Source organism: Streptomyces sp. NPDC002851 (genome assembly GCF_053591935.1).
In genome coordinates, this window is sequence record NZ_JBSFUT010000003.1 from 1 (window position 1) to 15343 (window position 15343).

A 15343-nucleotide genomic window follows, 5' to 3' on the forward strand; every position below is an offset into this window, starting at 1 on the left:
TGCCCGCTCCCCTCTGCCCGCGCGCCGCTTCCCTCTGCCCGCTGCCCGCTGCCCGCTGCCCGCTGCCCGCTGCCCGCTGCCCGCTGCCCGCTGCCCGCTGCCCGCTGCCCGATTCTAGTGTGGTGGGCGCATCAGAGGGGGTGTTTGCGCAGATCGGTGAGGGTGTGGGGTGGACATCGGGCAGCATGGGCGCGATCGTACCCGCCGAGCTGAGCCGAGCCAGGTGGCTCTGGAAGAATGGGACCATGACGGAGTGGGGGGTCGCGTTGATCGCGGCAGGGGCAGCGCTCGCGGGCAGTGTGGTGACCGGCTGGTTCGCGATGGGCGCGGGCGGTCGGCAGGCGGAGGCGGCCCGGCACGCGGGGGACCGGCAGGCGGACGCGGTCCTGGAGACGGTACGGGCCACTCTCCACGAACAGCGCACCACACGCGTCCTCGACCTGCGCCGGCAGACCTACGTGCGGTTCCTTGAGGCGGCCGCGAGCGCCGCGTCGACGCTGCGTACCGGGGTCGCGGACGGGCCGGACCAGCCGAGCCTGGAACGCTCGCTGCAGGCGGTGCTCCTGGAGGGTCCGGCGCACGTGGCCGAGGCCGCCCGCGAACTCGCCGACCGCCTGGAGCGAAGCCGGCCCCTGGACGACATCGAGGAAGCCGAGTCCGCGTTCCTGACCGCCGCACGGCAAGCCCTGGGCCTCGGTGTCGCGCCGCCCGAAGGGTAGGCGCAGGGCGCCATGCTTTCCCGGCACAACATCCTCAACAACGGCCACCGCGTGGGCCAGTTGATCGGCCACACCGAACAGGACCGGGTCTGCCTGCCGGTTCCCTTCTATTACTGCTCCGAGTGGTACTGGGTGCAGGTAAAATCGGCGCCATGACGCAACGTCAGGGGGCGGCCTCGTTCGGGCGAGCATCTACGTCCGCATTTCCAAGGACCTCACCGGCGAAGAGCTCGGTGTGGCGAGGCAAGAGGAGGGGTGCCGGGAGCTCTGTGCGCGTATCGGATTCGAGGTAGGAGAGGTGTTCTCGGACAGTTCCATCAGCGCCACGAAAGGGAAGGTCCGGCCGGGCTTCGAGGCGCTGTAGGCCAGCCAGCCGGAAGCGATCGTGTGCTGGCACACGGACCGGCTCGTCAGGGTGACGAAGGACCTTGAACGAGTGATCGCACTCGGTGTGAACGTGCACGCGGTGCGTGCCGGACACCTTGACCTATCGACTCCCGCCGGTCGAGCCGTCGCCCGAACGGTCACGGCGTGGGCGACGTACGAAGGCGAGCAGAAGGCCGAGCGCCAGGCACTCGCCAACCGGCAAGCGGCGAAGGCTGGCAAGCCCTACACGGCGGGCATCCGCCCCTTCGGGTACGCCGAGGATCACATAACGGTCGTTTCGGCCGAGGCCGAGGCCATCCGCGAAGCCGCCTCGATGATCCTGGCAGGTGAGTCCATTTCGGCCGTAGCCCGGAAGTGGACGGAGGCCGGTCTGCTCTCGCCTCGCTCGATCGCGGCCGGAGCGAAGGCGTGGACCCTGCGAGGGGTGAAGAAGGTACTCACCTCTCCGAGGTACATCGGTCAGCGCACCTACCGAGGTGAAGTCATGGGCGAGGCCGAGTGGCCCGCCACCTCGACGACGACGCCCACTACGCGGTGGTGGCCATCCTGTCGAGTCCCGACAGGTTCAGCGGAGGACCGAGAACTGGCAGGACAGCGACGACGCTCCTCTCCGGCATCGCCCTCTGCGGCGTGTGCGGCGAGACCGTGAGCGGCAGGGGCTACCGAGGGACGAAGGTCTACGGATGAACCGTCAGACCCACACGCGTACACCTCGGGATATTGCCGACGGGAGCGCCGAGAAGGCGACGCTCGCCCGCATGGTGTGGCCCGACTTCCTGCCGACCGTCCTAGCCGTGCGCACAGGGGACGGAGATGACGACTCGGCGCACCTCCATGCCGAGGTGAAGAGGCTGCGGGAACGCCTCGACAGCCTCGCCCTGGCCTACGGCGGAGGGGGCTATCAGCCTGTCGCAGATGACGGCCGGAAGTGAAGCACTGCGGGCCAAGCTGGAGGAGGCCGAGTCCAAACTCACTGGAGTCACCGGTCTGCCTCCTCTCGACCCGGTCACTGGCATCGCCGGACTCATCGAAGGACGGGCGGACGCCCCTCTCCCGGTGAAGCGGGCGTGGGTGCAGTTCTGCACCATCGTGACCCTCAAGCCGGCCAAGGGGAAGCACGCCCAGAACATGACTACGGACGACCACGTGTCGGTCGACTGGCACGACCTGGACAGGTCCGTGGAGGGCGGCGAGGAGAAGTAGTCCAGAGCCAAGGCTGGGCCCCTGGTCGCTGTACCCCCGGACGCGCAAACGCCGCGAGGGCGGTCCATCCCCCTCCAGGTGGACCGCCCTCGCGGATGTGTGTGAACGTACGCGCGTGAACGTACGGCTCAGGACTTGAGCGTCTTGATGGCCGTCGGCGCGTGCCACGGCTCCGTGGCGATCTCCTCGAACTCCGTCACATCGCTGATGTCGGCGGTCTTGCTCATCGCGATGTTGGTGATGCGCTCCAGGATCGCCTCGACGACGACCGGCACGCGGTGCTCGGCCGCGAGCTTCTTGGCCTGCTCGAAGGCGGCGCCCAGCTCGCTCGGGTCGGTGACGCGGATCGCCTTGCAGCCCAGGCCCTCGGCGACCTTGACGTGGTCGACGCCGTAGACGCCGAGCTCCGGGCTGTTCTGGTTCTCGAACTCCAGGTTGACCTGGAAGTTGATGTCCAGACCGATCTGCGCCTGCCGGATCAGACCGAGGTACGCGTTGTTCACCAGGACGTGGACGTACGGGATGCGGTGCTGCGCGCCGACCGCCAGCTCCTCGATCATGAACTGGAAGTCGTAGTCACCGGAGAGCGCCACGACCGGGTTCTCCGGGTCGGCCTTGGCGACACCGAGCGCGGCCGGGATGGTCCAGCCGAGCGGGCCCGCCTGGCCGCAGTTGATCCAGTGCCGCGGCTTGTAGACGTGCAGCATCTGCGCGCCCGCGATCTGCGAGAGGCCGATGGTGGTGACGTAGCGCGTCTCCGGCCCGAACGCCTTGTTCATCTCCTCGTACACGCGCTGCGGCTTCATCGGGACGTTGTCGAAGTGCGTGCGGCGCTGGAGGGTCGACTTGCGCTCCAGGTGCGAGTCGACCCACGCGGAGCGGTCCGGCAGCTTGCCCGCGGCCTTCAGCTCCTTGGCGACCTCGACGAACAGCTCCAGGGCCGACTTGGCGTCGGAGGTGATGCCGTAGTCCGGCGGGAAGATCTTGCCGATCTGGGTCGGCTCGATGTCGACGTGCACGAACTTGCGGCCCTCGCGGTACACGTCCAGCTTGTAGCCGGTGTGGCGGTTGGCCCAGCGGTTGCCGATGCCGAGGACGAAGTCCGACTCCAGGAACGTGGCGTTGCCGTAGCGGTGGCCGGTCTGCTGGCCGACCATGCCGGCGTTCAGCTCGTGGTCGTCCGGGATGGTGCCCCAGCCCATCAGGGTCGGCACGACCGGGGTGTTGGTGATCTCGGCGAACTCGACGAGCAGGTCGGAGGCGTCGGCGTTGATGATGCCGCCGCCCGCGATGATCAGCGGCCGCTCGGACTCCAGAAGGAACTTGATCGCCTTCTCGACCTGGGCGCGGGTCGCCTGCGGCTTGTAGACCGGCAGCGGCTCGTACGTCTCCGGGTCGAAGTCGATTTCGGTCATCTGGACGTCGATCGGCAGGTCGATCAGAACCGGGCCCGGACGGCCGGAGCGCATCAGGTGGAAGGCCTGCTGGAAGACGCCGGGGACCTGCGCGGCCTCCAGGACCGTGACGGCCATCTTGGCGACCGGCTTGGCGATCGAGGCGATGTCGACGGCCTGGAAGTCCTCCTTGGCCAGGAGGTGGCTGGGCGCCTGCCCGGTGATGCACAGGATCGGAATCGAGTCACCGATCGCGGAGTAGAGACCCGTGATCATGTCGGTGCCCGCGGGCCCCGACGTACCGATGGCGACACCGATGTTCCCCGGGTGGGTACGGGTGTAGCCCTCGGCCATGTGCGTGGCGCCCTCGACGTGGCGGGCCAGCGTGTGGTCGATGCCGCCGACCGTCTTGAGGGCCTTGTAGAAGGGGTTGATCGCGGCGCCCGGCACACCGAACGCGTTGGTCACGCCCTCGCGCTTGAGGATCTCCACTGCCGCCGCGGCGGCTGTCATTCGAGGCATCGAGTACTCCTGCGTGGATCTGTCGGGCACATGCGCGGCGTCTGCTCGCGGCCCGGGCGGCTCTTCCGGGCGACTTCCGCAGTGGGTTCCGAGGGCCTCCGAGGCGGCGGCTGCGAACTTTCCACAATGCGAAAGTTATGTTCTGCTATACGGAAGCAATCTAAGCGGAGGACCGCGGGTCGTCAAGGGTTTGCCGCACCCTGAACCGGGCCAACTCCCTCCCCAGGACGTCGTCGTTGCGGGACGATGGGAGGCGTTCGTCTGCGGAAGAAGGGGGTGCCGTATGTCGGAAGGCGTGCCGGTGCGCTGTCCGGTCTGCCGGCGCGAGCACGTGTACGCCCCCACGGCGCTGCCCTGCGCCTGCGGCGTCCCGGTCGTGCCGCCCGTCCTGCGGGGCGCCACGGCGTTCCCGGTCGCCCATCGGACCTGGGCGGACGAGTGGGTCACGGTGCGCTGCCCGGGGTGCGGACGGCACGACCAGTGGCCGCAGCCGGAGTTGGGCTGCGAGTGCGGCACGGCGCTCCGTATCCCGGTGAAGTCCGTGGCCGCGGGGCCGCAGCCGGGTGCGTCCGCGCCGCCGCCGCACATACCGCTGCCGCCTACGGGGCCCGCGCCCCGGCCCGCGTTCCACCCCGTGACGATTCGTACGGCGCATGACGCCGTGACGGCGGCGGCGCTGTATCTGAAGTGGCTCGGGTACCGGGAGGTGCGCCGGGGCCGCGAGAAGCCCTCCTCGGGCGTGAGCCTGCGTGCTCCGGGGCTTGTGGCCCAGGTGGAGCCGTCGACGCGTCCTGGCTCGCTGCGGGACGTGGAGTGCCTGTGGCTGACGGCCCTTGCGGAGTCGTCCCAGGCGGCCCACTTCTCCCTGGCCGGGTACACCCCGTCGGCCCGCGCCCGCGCGGACGCGCTGGGCCTGCCGCTGTTCGTCCTGGACCTGACGGGCACGCCGCAGCCGGTCAACAGCCCGGCGGACGAGCTGATCTCGGCGGGGGCATGAATCAGCCCGTCCGGCGTTTGCGGACGAGCGCTCCCCCAAGCTCTCGGCTTCGCTCGAGCAGGGAGGTACCCCCCTGCGCGATACGGGGTCCGGGGCGGAGCCCCGAAGCGCCGTCAGCCACGCGGCGTTAGCCGCATATCAATACCGTCGGGAAGGGGCGGGGCTGGGGACATGAAGAGAACGCCGAGCCACGGGACCGTCCGTAGTGCTCGGCGTTCTGCTCACCCCCCGGAGGGAGTTGTTGCCGTCCGACGGCGCAAGGCTGGCGCGACAGGACGTTCGCGCCGCCGGACGGGGTCAAAGGGTGCTGGGATCGCGGCGGGAGCGATGGAACCCGGTGTCCCTTCCCTCAGGTCAAGAAGGGCTCCGTAGAACCTTCACCACCGCACTGGCTCGCACACCGCCGCGACCCCGTGCCGGTCCGCCGGAGCGGACCGCCCACAGCACGCACCACCCCTCATCCGGGTCCGTGCCGCGGGCTGGGCGCCCAGGGGTCTGACCTCCCGTCAAACCCCGGACGCAGCCTGGGTGTTGCCAGAACCGGACGCTCAGTCCTCGCGCAGGGCGCGGACCGCCTCCTCCACGCGCTTGCCGTAGTCGGCGTCGGCGGCGTGGAAGTGGGCCAGGTTCTTCTCGATGACGTCCTCGCGGGAGACCTGCGAGAGGCCACCGGCGATGTTGTCCACCAGACGCTTCTTCTCGTCCTCGGACATCAGCCGGTACAGCTCACCGGCCTGGAAGAAGTGGTCGTCCTTGGTGTGCTGCGGCGCCGCGTGGGTACCCGTGTGGCCGTTGATCGCCAGCGGGGCGGAGAGCGCCTGGCCGGTCTCGGTCGGGCCGTCGTACGAGTTGGGCTCGTAGTTCTTGGCGCCGCGGCCCTGAGCGTTGGACGCCATGAAGCCGTCCCGGCCGTAGTTGTTGGCCTCGGTCGCCTTGGGGGCGTTCACCGGCAGTTGGGTGTGGTTGACGCCCAGGCGGTAGCGGTGCGCGTCCGCGTAGGCGAACAGGCGGCCCTGGAGCATCTTGTCCGGCGACGGACCGATGCCCGGAACGAAGTTGTTCGGCGAGAACGCGGCCTGCTCGACCTCGGCGAAGACGTTGTCGGGGTTGCGGTCGAGGACCAGGCGGCCGACGCGCTGGAGCGGGTAGTCCTTGTGCGGCCACACCTTGGTGAGGTCGAAGGGGTTGAAGCGGTACTCCGCGGCCTCGGCGGCCGGCATCACCTGGACGTACAGGGTCCACGAGGGGTTCACGCCGCGCTCGATGGCCTGGAGCAGGTCCGTCTGGTGCGAGTTGGGGTCCTTGCCCGCGAGCTCGGCGGCCTGGTCCGAGGACAGGCAGCGGATGCCCTGGTTCGTCTTGAAGTGGTACTTGACGAAGAAGGCCTCGCCCTCGGCGTTCGTCCACTGGTACGTGTGCGAGCCGTAGCCGTTCATGTGGCGGTACGAGGCCGGGATGCCGCGGTCACCCATCAGCCAGGTGATCTGGTGCGTGGCCTCGGGGGCGTGCGCCCAGAAGTCCCAGACGTTGTCCGGCTCCTGCTTGCCCGTGAACGGGTCGCGCTTCTGGGAGTGGATGAAGTCGGGGAACTTCAGCGGGTCCTGGATGAAGAAGACCGGGGTGTTGTTGCCGACGAGGTCGTAGTTGCCCTCTTCGGTGTAGAACTTCAGGGCGAAGCCGCGCGGGTCACGGACGGCGTCCGCGCCACCGAGGTTGTCGGCGACGGTCGAGAAGCGCAGGAACGTCTCGGTGCGCTTGCCGACCTCGGAGAGGAACTTGGCCGAGGTGAAGCCGGTGACGTCGTCGGTCACCTCGAAGTAGCCGTAGGCGCCGGAGCCGCGGGCGTGCACGACGCGCTCCGGGATGCGCTCCCGGTTGAAGCGGGCGAGCTTCTCGAGCAGGTGCTGGTCCTGGAGGAGGAGCGGGCCACCGACGCCGGCGGTGGCGGAGTTCTGGTTGTCGGCGACCGGGGCGCCGGACTCGGTCGTAAGCACGCGCTGCGGCATGTGTCGGATTGACCTTCCGTGCGGGATTCGCTAGAGCGGAGAGTTCCGCGAGAACTGCGGAAAGAGTCTTCCGCTGTGCGATGGAGCGTAAGTTCGGCTTCAACCGAACGTCAACAGTTTGTTGAAGAAGAATCTCAACAGTTTGTTGAAGCAAGGCGAGGTGCTCCGGGCAGCGCCCGCGCCTGGGCGCGACAGGACAGGTGTCAGCGCGGGCGCCGCCCGGAAACTCAGGGAACCCCCTGGTGAGAGGGAGGGGGCTCAGGCCGTACCGGCCGTCAGGCGACCTGCTCGCCGGAGAGCCGCTCGACGGCGCGGAGCAGCGCGGAGTGGTCGAGGCCGCCGTCGCCCTGGGCGCGCAGGGAGGCGACGAGCTGGGCCACCACGGCGCCGACCGGCAGGGACGCACCGACATTGCGGGCGGCGTCGGTGACGATGCCCATGTCCTTGTGGTGCAGGTCGATCCGGAAGCCCGGCTTGAAGTCGCGGTTCTTGAAGTTCTCCTTCTTGCGGGTGAGAACCGTGGAACCGGCCAGGCCGCCGTTGAGTACGTCGAGCGCGGCGTTCAGGTCCACGCCGGACTTCTCCAGGAAGACCACGGCCTCGGCGCAGGCCTGGATGTTGACCGCCACGATCAGCTGGTTGGCGGCCTTCACCGTCTGGCCGGAGCCGTGCGGGCCGCAGAGCACGATGGTCTTGCCGAGGGCGTCGAGGATCGGCTTGGCGGCGTCGAAGTCCGCCTGCTCGCCGCCGACCATGATGGACAGCACGGCCTCGATGGCACCGGCCTCACCACCGGAGACGGGCGCGTCGATGACGCGGATGCCCTTCTCCTTGGCGTTCTTTGCCAGGTCGACCGAGGTCTGCGGGGTGATCGACGACATGTCGATGAGCAGGGCGCCGGACTTGGCGTTCTCCAGGATGCCGTCGGGGCCGTACGCGATGGCCTCGACCTGCGGGGACGCGGGCACCATCGTGATCACGACATCGGCGTCCTTGACCGCCTCGGCGATCGACTTCGCCGCGGTGCCACCGGCGGCGGCGAGGCGGTCGAGCTTCTCCTGCTCCAGGGTGAAGCCGGTGACGTCGTAACCCGCCTTGATCAGGTTCTCGGACATGGGGGAGCCCATGATGCCGAGACCGACCCATGCGACCTTGGGGAGATTGCTCATGATGAGGGTGCCTTTCTGGGAATTGCTGTGCGCGAAAGCTTTGCTACGTCGGTGAGTTGCCGTCAGCGCGCGGCGCGGGCCTCGGCGGGCAGCCAGGCGAAGGACGCGGCGCTCGGCTGGTCGCCGGCCTTGTACTCCAGGCCCACGTAGCCGTCGTAACCGGCCTTCTTCAGCTGGTCGAGGAGGGACTCCAGGGGCAGCTCGCCGGTGCCCGGAGCGCCACGGCCCGGGTTGTCGGCGATCTGGACGTGACCGGTCTTGGCGGTGTACTTCTCGATGACCTCGGTCAGGTCCTCGCCGTTCATGGACAGGTGGTACAGGTCCATGAGGAACTTGGCGTTGCCGAGGCCGGTGGCGGCGTTCACCGCGTCCACGATCTCGATCGCCTTGGGGGCGCTCACGATCGGGCACTTCGGCGACTCGGGCGCGTTGAGCGCCTCGATCAGGAGGATCGCGCCGATCCGGTCCGCCTCGCGGGCCGCGAGCGTCAGGTTCTCGAGCGCCAGCTTGTCCTGCTCGGCCGGGTCCACGCCGTCGACGCGGTTGCCGTACAGGGCGTTGAGCGCCTTGCAGCCGAGGGACTGCGCGAAGTCGGCGGCCACCTTCAGGTTGGCGCGGAACTTCTCGGACTCCTCGCCCGGGATGGACAGGGCGCCGCGGTCCGGGCCCGGCAGCTGTCCGGCGTAGAAGTTGAGACCGGTGAGCTGGACGCCCGCGTCCTCAATGGCCTCCTTCAGGGCATCGAGCTCGGCCTGCTCGGGCGTGGGGGAGTCGACCCAGGGCCACCACAGCTCGACCGCGGTGAAGCCCGCCGCGGCGGCGGCCGCGGGGCGCTCCAGGAGCGGGAGTTCCGTGAAGAGGATCGACAGATTGACGTTGAAGCGCTGGTCCGTGAATCCCATGAGGGGTGGCGCTCCCTTCCGTAACTGGCATTCCGTATTGCGGAAAGTACTTTCTACTTGATGGAAGATTGCCTGCGGGGCGCACTGGCTGTCAAGTGGGGGCTCCCGGAAATCGTGGGCGGGCCAGTAGGTTGACCGCGTGCGATTGAAAGTGGAGTTCACGACCGAGCCCTTCGACCTGGAGGAGCCGCCCGCGCACGCGGTGGCGGCGCGCCGGATCGTCGAGAGCGTCGACCTCGACGCCGTCGACGTCGGCCCCTTCGGAAACACCGCCGAGGGCAGTGCCGACGTGGTGCTCGCCACGGTGGACCGGCTGCTGCGCCAGTCCCTCGAGGCCGGGGCCACCCGGGTGTCGCTCCAGGTGAGCGTGATCGAGGGGGACGGCTCATGACCGAGTCCCGCGACCAGCCCTTCGTCGCCGCGATCAAGCCGCTGGTCGACGCCATCGGCGCCGAGCTGCTCCCGCCGGACAAGGCGGGCGAGGACGACGTGGTGCTCGCCTGGGCGGGCGAGGACGTCGTCGCCGTACGCCTGCCGCAGCTCGGCGAGTCCCTGGAGCACATCCTCGCCGCCCTGGAGCGTAAGCACGGCCGACCCCTCGCCGAGCTCGACCGCAAGGCCAAGCAAGAGGTGGTCCGCCTCCTGGAGGCGCGCGGCGCGTTTGCCGTACGGCACGGCGTGGAGACGGTGGCCGGTGCGATAGGAGTCAGCCGGTTCACCGTGTACAACTACCTGAACAGGCAGAACGCCGCGAAGAACGAGTAGCCGAGGCTCCGTTCGTAGGAACGGTGGTCACGCAGAGTAGAGGAGCCGTCGCCCAGGACATCGGGCGGCGGTTTCTTTGTTCAAGAGATTTCAACAAAGTGTTGACGCGGTGTTGTAGAGGGTCTTAGCTAATCCCCAGCCCGTCCAGCACAAGGCCGATTCAGGCCACGGAGGCTTTTCCCGTGACTTCGAGTACGCAACCGGGCCTCACCCGGTTCAACACCCTGACGGAGACCGCGGCCGCCGCGGAGCTCCACGAGGTGTGTTCCAGCGAGGCATGGGGGAGCGCCCTGCTCGCCCAGCGCCCCTTCGCCACCCTCGACGCCCTCCTCGCCGCGAGCGACGCCGCCATGGCCCAACTCGCCACCGAGGACCTGGAGGCGGCGATGAAGGGGCACCCGCCGATCGGCCGTCCGAAGCCCGGTGACCCGACGTCCGCCCGCGAACAGCGGGGGATGGCGGGCGCCTCCGAGGAGCTCAAGGCCGAACTGCTCGAACTGAACCTGGCCTACCAGGAGAAGTTCGGTCACGTCTTCCTGATCTGCGCCACGGGCGCGACGGCCGAGTTCATGCTCGGTCAGCTCAAGACCCGTATCGACCACGACGCGGAGACGGAGCGCGAGATCGTCCGCACCGAACTGGGGAAGATCAACCGCATCCGGCTCACCCGCCTCGTAGAAGAAGAGCCCGCAGAGGAAGGCAGCAAGGCATGAGCACCGCCACCACCGCCTCCGTGTCCACGCACATCCTGGACACCAGCGTCGGCCGCCCCGCCGAGGGCGTCGCGATCCAGCTCTCCGCCCGCAGCGGCGGCGACGCCGAGTTCGTTCCCCTCGGTGGCTCCAAGACCGACGCGGACGGGCGCTGCAAGGACCTGCCGGCGCTGCCGGAGGGCACCACCCACGTACGTCTCGACTTCGAGACCGAGGCGTACTTCCTGAGCAAGAGCAACCAGCAAGCCGAGGCGCAGCAGGACGCCCCCGCGAATCGGGACAGCGGCGCGTTCTTCCCGGAGGTGGCGATCACGTTCGCCGTCAAGCCGGGCGAGCACTACCACGTGCCGCTGCTGCTCAACCCGTTCGGCTACTCCGTTTACCGAGGGAGCTAGCAGACATGCCCACGATTCTCGGCCAGAACCAGTACGGCAAAGCAGAGAACCGCGTCGTCAAGATCACGCGGGACGGCGACACCCACTACATCAAGGACCTGAACGTCTCGGTCGCGCTCTCCGGAGACCTGGACGACGTACACCTCTCCGGCTCGAACGCGCACTGCCTGCCGACCGACACCACCAAGAACACGGTGTACGCGTTCGCCAAGGAGTACGGCATCGAGTCCGCCGAGCAGTTCGGCATCCACCTCGCCCGTCACTTCGTGACGTCGCAGGAGCCGATCCACCGGGCGCGCATCCGGATCGAGGAGTACGCCTGGGAGCGGATCGAGACCTCGGACGCCAACTCGAAGTTCATAGGCGCCGACGAGGTCAAGCACTCCTTCGTCCGTAAGGGCCAGGAGACCCGCGTCTCCGAGATCACCTACGACGGCGAGAACTGGCAGGTCATCTCCGGCCTCAAGGACCTCATCGTCATGAACTCCACCAACTCGGAGTTCTGGGGCTACATCAAGGACAAGTACACGACGCTCAAGGAGGCGTACGACCGCATCCTTGCCACCCAGGTATCCGGCCGCTGGCGGTTCAACTGGACCGACGACGAGCAGCGGATGCCCAACTGGGAGCGCTCGTACGAGCAGGTCAAGAAGCACATGCTGCAGGCCTTCGCGGAGACCTACTCGCTGTCCCTGCAGCAGACCCTGTACCAAATGGGTTCGCGCATCATCAACAGCCGTTCGGAGATCGACGAGGTCCGCTTCTCGCTCCCGAACAAGCACCACTTCCTGGTGGACCTGGAGCCGTTCGGCCTCAAGAACGACAACGAGGTCTACTACGCGGCCGACCGCCCCTACGGCCTCATCGAGGCCACCATCCTGCGGGACGGCGTCGAGCCACAGATCCCGGTCGACATGACCAACCTCTGACGCGGGATGTCGCACGCCCCCGCCCGTCCGTAGCGGGCGGGGGCGCGCCACACCGGAGGGAACGACAGCCATGGCACAGCCTGCAAAAGGGCTAGCAGAAGGGCCAGTGGAAGGCCCAGCGGAAGGCCCGTGTTCCACCTCATCCGAGGCGAGCAGCCCGGCAACTTCCGGCTGCCACCCGGTGGATGAGAAGCTCCAACCGTCGCGGCTCGTCCCCGCCGCGCTCCAGCACATCGCCGCCATGTACGCCGGTGTCGTCACCCCTCCGCTCATCATCGGCCAGGCCGTCGGCCTGGACACGGCGTCGCAGACCCGGCTCATCGCCGCGAGCCTGCTGATCGCCGGGCTCGCCACGGTCCTCCAGACCCTCGGCGTCAAAGGCTTCGTCGGTAACCGGCTGCCGTTCGTGAACGCCGCCTCGTCCGCGGGCATCGCCCCGATCCTCGCGATCGCCGAGTCCAACGCCCGGGGCGAGCAACTCCCCGCCATCTACGGCGCGGTGATGGTCGCCGGTGTCTTCTGCCTCGCCGTCGGCCCGTTCTTCGGCCGCCTGCTCCGCTTCTTCCCGCCGCTGGTCACGGGTGTCGTCATCACCCTCATCGGCGTGACCCTGATGCCCGTGCCGGTCGCCTGGGCGCAGGGCGGCGACAAGACCGCCGCCGACTTCGGCGCCATGAAGTACCTGGCGCTCGCCGCCTTCACGCTCGTCGTGATCCTGCTCTTCCAGCGCTTCGGACGCGGCTTCGTCAAGCAAGTCGCCCTGCTCATGGGCCTGTTCATCGGCACGCTCGCCGCGATCCCGTTCGGCATGGCCGACTTCTCGGCGCTCAAGTCCGCGCCGGTCGCCGCGCTGCCCGCGCCCTTCGAGTTCGGCGCCCCGACCTTCCAGCCCGCCGCGATCCTCTCGCTGTGCATCGTGATGCTGGTCCTCATGACCGAGTCCTCGGCCGGGATGCTCGCCCTCGGCGAGATCTGCGAGCGCGACACGGACGGCCGCACCATCACCCGGGGCCTGCGCACCGACGGCATCGCCACGCTCCTCGGGCCGGTCTTCGGTTCCTTCCCGACCTCGGCGTTCGCGCAGAACGTCGGCGTCGTGTCGCTCACCAAGGTGCGCAGCCGGTACGTCGTCGCCGTGGCCGGTGGCGCGCTGATCGTGCTCGGCGCCTTCCCGGTGCTCGGCGCGGTCGTCTCCCTGGTGCCGATGCCGGTCCTCGGCGGCGCGGGCATCGTCCTGTTCGGCTCGATCGCGGTCAGCGGCATCCGTACGCTCTCGGAGGCCGGGCTCGACGACAGCTCGAACATCGTCCTGGTGGCCGTGTCGCTCGGGGCGGGCATCATCCCGCTCGCCGCGCCCACCTTCTACGCCGGTTTCCCGGCCTGGGCGCAGACCGTGCTCGGCTCCGGCATCAGCGCGGGCGCACTCGTCGCCGTATCGCTGAATCTGTTCTTCCACCATCTCGGCACCCGTGGTCGCGGCAGCGCGGCCGCGGCACTCAAATCCACCTAGGGTCCTGCCGTGCCCTCCCCGAAAGCCCGCAAAGCGTACGGGGATCCCCTCCACCGCCACTCATCCCAGAAGGAAGCAAGCACCATGGCACCTTCGGCAGCCCCTCAGCGCATCGTCATCGAGAACGCGGCCATCGCCACCGTCGACGCCAAGGACACCGAGTTCGCCTCGGGCCACCTGATCGTCGCCGACAACAAGATCGAGTCCATCGGCGCGGGACCGGCCCCCGAGGGCTTGGAAAACGTGGTCCGCCGGATCGACGCCACCGGCCATCTGATCACCCCCGGCCTGATCAACACGCACCACCACTTCTACCAGTGGATCACCCGGGGCCTGGCGACCGACCACAACCTGTTCAACTGGCTCGTCGCGCTGTACCCGACCTGGGCGCGCATCGACGAGTCGATGGCCCGTGCGGCCGCGCAGGGCTCGCTCGCGATGATGGCGCGCGGCGGTGTGACCACCGCGATGGACCACCACTACGTCTACCCGCAGGGCTCCGGCGACCTGTCCGGGGCCATCATCGGCGCCGCCCGCGACATGGGCGTCCGCTTCACCCTGGCCCGCGGCTCCATGGACCGCTCCGAGAAGGACGGCGGCCTGCCCCCGGACTTCGCCGTCGAGACCCTGGAGGGCGCGCTCGCCGCCACCGAGGAGACCGTCAAGCAGCACCATGACGCGTCCTTCGACGCCATGACGCAGGTCGCCGTCGCGCCCTGCTCGCCGTTCTCGGTCTCCACCGAACTCCTCAAGGAGGGCGCCGCGTTGGCCCGCCGCCTCGGCGTGCGGCTGCACACCCACGGCTCGGAGACCGTGGAGGAGGAGAAGTTCTGCCACGAGCTGTTCGGCATGGGCCCGACCGAGTACTTCGAGTCCACCGGCTGGCTGGGTGAGGACGTGTGGATGGCGCACTGCGTCCACATGAACGACTCCGACATCGAGGCCTTCGCCCGTACGAGGACCGGTGTCGCCCACTGCCCGTCGTCCAACGCCCGCCTGGCCGCCGGTATCGCGCGCGTCCCGGACATGCTCAAGGCCGGTGTCCCGGTCGGCCTGGGCGTCGACGGCACCGCCTCCAACGAGTCCGGCGAGCTGCACACCGAGCTGCGCAACGCGCTGCTCATCAACCGGCTCGGCGCCCACCGCGAGGCCGCGCTCAACGCCCGCCAGGCGCTGCGGCTCGGCACCTTCGGCGGCGCCAAGGTGCTCGGTCGCGCCGACCAGATCGGCTCCCTGGAGGAAGGCAAGCTCGCCGACTTCGTGCTGTGGAAGATCGACGGCCTCGGCCACGCGTCGATCGCCGACCCGGTCACCGCGATCGTCTTCGGTGCTGCCGCCCCGGTCACCGCGTCGTTCGTCAACGGCAAGCAGATCGTCGAGAACAACCGCCTCCTGACCGCCGACGAAGAGGCCATCGCCCGGGACACCCGGGCCGAGGCCCAGCGCCTGGCGCGGATCGTCGCGCAGGCCTGATGAAGCAGCCGGCCGAGGGGGACGGCCCTCGGCCGGTGGCCGTGGATCCGAGCGGGATCCACGGCGGCCGGACCGGTGGGCGGGGAGCATCGAGTTCCCCGCCCACCGGCCCCGGTGGAACACCCGGAGTACCGGGACATGACTGCATGTCGGCATGCCGGCATGTTCCCGAAGTCGCGCAACCCGCACAGCGCCACTCTTCGGCCCCTCGCACAACCGCATACCGATGAGCTTCTCCCAGCACGATCCAGCGCGACCC

16 protein-coding genes and 1 pseudogene are annotated in these 15343 nt (G+C 68.9%); 13 read left to right on the top strand and 4 right to left on the bottom strand.

Annotation, left to right across the window (positions count from 1 at the left end):
- The first annotated feature begins 245 nt into the window (after window positions 1–245).
- From ACWD10_RS03540 to ACWD10_RS03560, 5 genes and pseudogenes are all read left to right on the top strand, one after another.
- The gene (locus ACWD10_RS03540) at window positions 246–719 is read left to right on the top strand and encodes a hypothetical protein (RefSeq protein WP_451086549.1); all 474 of its coding nucleotides are present in this window, start codon (window positions 246–248) and stop codon (window positions 717–719) included.
- Between the two features lie 235 nt (window positions 720–954).
- Window positions 955–1266, top strand: a pseudogene (locus ACWD10_RS03545) (recombinase family protein); the annotation flags it as partial.
- 153 nt (window positions 1267–1419) lie between these two features.
- Window positions 1420–1755: a recombinase family protein gene (locus ACWD10_RS03550; protein ID WP_451087181.1), complete on the top strand. Its 336-nt coding sequence runs from the start codon at window positions 1420–1422 to the stop codon at window positions 1753–1755.
- Window positions 1756–1789: 34 nt separating this feature from the next.
- A complete protein-coding gene (locus ACWD10_RS03555) occupies window positions 1790–2038 on the top strand; it encodes a hypothetical protein (RefSeq protein ID WP_451086551.1) in 249 nt (82 codons plus the stop codon).
- The gene (locus ACWD10_RS03560) at window positions 2022–2309 is read left to right on the top strand and encodes a hypothetical protein (protein WP_451086553.1); all 288 of its coding nucleotides are present in this window, start codon (window positions 2022–2024) and stop codon (window positions 2307–2309) included. Before ACWD10_RS03555 ends, ACWD10_RS03560 begins: the two co-directional genes overlap by 17 nt.
- Window positions 2310–2437: 128 nt before the next feature.
- Here the strand turns inward: ACWD10_RS03560 and gcl are convergent, their stop codons facing one another.
- Entirely contained in the window at window positions 2438–4216 is a 1779-nt protein-coding gene (gene gcl / locus ACWD10_RS03565; protein ID WP_451087183.1) for a glyoxylate carboligase, read from the bottom strand.
- Window positions 4217–4508: 292 nt separating this feature from the next.
- On the opposite strand from gcl, the gene ACWD10_RS03570 reads away from it, so the two are divergent.
- Complete coding sequence (locus ACWD10_RS03570; RefSeq protein ID WP_451086555.1) at window positions 4509–5222, top strand: hypothetical protein; 714 nt, start codon at window positions 4509–4511, stop codon at window positions 5220–5222.
- 548 nt (window positions 5223–5770) lie between these two features.
- Here the strand turns inward: ACWD10_RS03570 and ACWD10_RS03575 are convergent.
- The 3 genes from ACWD10_RS03575 to ACWD10_RS03585 form a co-directional block, all read right to left on the bottom strand.
- Entirely contained in the window at window positions 5771–7228 is a 1458-nt protein-coding gene (locus ACWD10_RS03575) for a catalase (protein WP_451086557.1), read from the bottom strand.
- A gap of 275 nt (window positions 7229–7503) precedes the next feature.
- Window positions 7504–8397: a 2-hydroxy-3-oxopropionate reductase gene (locus tag ACWD10_RS03580; protein ID WP_451086559.1), complete on the bottom strand. Its 894-nt coding sequence runs from the start codon at window positions 8395–8397 to the stop codon at window positions 7504–7506.
- Between the two features lie 62 nt (window positions 8398–8459).
- Window positions 8460–9299 carry a TIM barrel protein gene (locus tag ACWD10_RS03585; protein ID WP_451086561.1) on the bottom strand — a complete coding sequence of 280 codons (840 nt, stop codon included), beginning with the start codon at window positions 9297–9299 and terminating at the stop codon, window positions 8460–8462.
- A 139-nt stretch (window positions 9300–9438) separates the two neighbouring features.
- On the opposite strand from ACWD10_RS03585, the gene ACWD10_RS03590 reads away from it, so the two are divergent.
- From ACWD10_RS03590 to ACWD10_RS03620, 7 genes are all read left to right on the top strand, one after another.
- Entirely contained in the window at window positions 9439–9690 is a 252-nt protein-coding gene (locus ACWD10_RS03590; RefSeq protein ID WP_451086563.1) for a hypothetical protein, read from the top strand.
- Window positions 9687–10064: a helix-turn-helix domain-containing protein gene (locus ACWD10_RS03595; protein ID WP_451086565.1), complete on the top strand. Its 378-nt coding sequence runs from the start codon at window positions 9687–9689 to the stop codon at window positions 10062–10064. The genes ACWD10_RS03590 and ACWD10_RS03595 overlap by 4 nt, the downstream gene beginning before the upstream one ends.
- A gap of 182 nt (window positions 10065–10246) precedes the next feature.
- A complete protein-coding gene (uraD, locus tag ACWD10_RS03600; RefSeq protein ID WP_451086567.1) occupies window positions 10247–10777 on the top strand; it encodes a 2-oxo-4-hydroxy-4-carboxy-5-ureidoimidazoline decarboxylase in 531 nt (176 codons plus the stop codon).
- Window positions 10774–11172, top strand: coding sequence for a hydroxyisourate hydrolase (gene uraH / locus ACWD10_RS03605; RefSeq protein WP_451086569.1), 399 nt, complete (start codon window positions 10774–10776; stop codon window positions 11170–11172). The genes uraD and uraH overlap by 4 nt, the downstream gene beginning before the upstream one ends.
- A gap of 5 nt (window positions 11173–11177) precedes the next feature.
- Window positions 11178–12101 carry a factor-independent urate hydroxylase gene (gene pucL / locus ACWD10_RS03610; RefSeq protein WP_451086571.1) on the top strand — a complete coding sequence of 308 codons (924 nt, stop codon included), beginning with the start codon at window positions 11178–11180 and terminating at the stop codon, window positions 12099–12101.
- Between the two features lie 70 nt (window positions 12102–12171).
- On the top strand, window positions 12172–13611 hold the full coding sequence (locus ACWD10_RS03615; protein WP_451086573.1) for a nucleobase:cation symporter-2 family protein: 1440 nt from the start codon (window positions 12172–12174) through the stop codon (window positions 13609–13611).
- An 84-nt stretch (window positions 13612–13695) separates the two neighbouring features.
- Entirely contained in the window at window positions 13696–15084 is a 1389-nt protein-coding gene (locus tag ACWD10_RS03620) for an 8-oxoguanine deaminase (protein ID WP_451086575.1), read from the top strand.
- The last annotated feature ends 259 nt before the right edge of the window (window positions 15085–15343 follow it).

What these genes read in the sequence shown, in the direction of transcription:
- ACWD10_RS03570 (WP_451086555.1), top strand. Translation starts at nt 4,509, where the DNA reads ATGTCGGAAGGCGTGCCGGTGCGCTGTCCGGTCTGCCGGCGCGAGCAC.
- ACWD10_RS03550 (WP_451087181.1), top strand. Translation starts at nt 1,420, where the DNA reads ATGATCCTGGCAGGTGAGTCCATTTCGGCCGTAGCCCGGAAGTGGACG.
- ACWD10_RS03575 (WP_451086557.1), bottom strand. Translation starts at nt 7,228, where the DNA reads ATGCCGCAGCGCGTGCTTACGACCGAGTCCGGCGCCCCGGTCGCCGAC.
- pucL (WP_451086571.1), top strand. Translation starts at nt 11,178, where the DNA reads ATGCCCACGATTCTCGGCCAGAACCAGTACGGCAAAGCAGAGAACCGC.
- ACWD10_RS03540 (WP_451086549.1), top strand. Translation starts at nt 246, where the DNA reads ATGACGGAGTGGGGGGTCGCGTTGATCGCGGCAGGGGCAGCGCTCGCG.
- ACWD10_RS03580 (WP_451086559.1), bottom strand. Translation starts at nt 8,397, where the DNA reads ATGAGCAATCTCCCCAAGGTCGCATGGGTCGGTCTCGGCATCATGGGC.
- ACWD10_RS03555 (WP_451086551.1), top strand. Translation starts at nt 1,790, where the DNA reads ATGAACCGTCAGACCCACACGCGTACACCTCGGGATATTGCCGACGGG.
- ACWD10_RS03585 (WP_451086561.1), bottom strand. Translation starts at nt 9,299, where the DNA reads ATGGGATTCACGGACCAGCGCTTCAACGTCAATCTGTCGATCCTCTTC.
- ACWD10_RS03595 (WP_451086565.1), top strand. Translation starts at nt 9,687, where the DNA reads ATGACCGAGTCCCGCGACCAGCCCTTCGTCGCCGCGATCAAGCCGCTG.
- ACWD10_RS03560 (WP_451086553.1), top strand. Translation starts at nt 2,022, where the DNA reads ATGACGGCCGGAAGTGAAGCACTGCGGGCCAAGCTGGAGGAGGCCGAG.
- uraH (WP_451086569.1), top strand. Translation starts at nt 10,774, where the DNA reads ATGAGCACCGCCACCACCGCCTCCGTGTCCACGCACATCCTGGACACC.
- gcl (WP_451087183.1), bottom strand. Translation starts at nt 4,216, where the DNA reads ATGACAGCCGCCGCGGCGGCAGTGGAGATCCTCAAGCGCGAGGGCGTG.
- ACWD10_RS03620 (WP_451086575.1), top strand. Translation starts at nt 13,696, where the DNA reads ATGGCACCTTCGGCAGCCCCTCAGCGCATCGTCATCGAGAACGCGGCC.
- ACWD10_RS03615 (WP_451086573.1), top strand. Translation starts at nt 12,172, where the DNA reads ATGGCACAGCCTGCAAAAGGGCTAGCAGAAGGGCCAGTGGAAGGCCCA.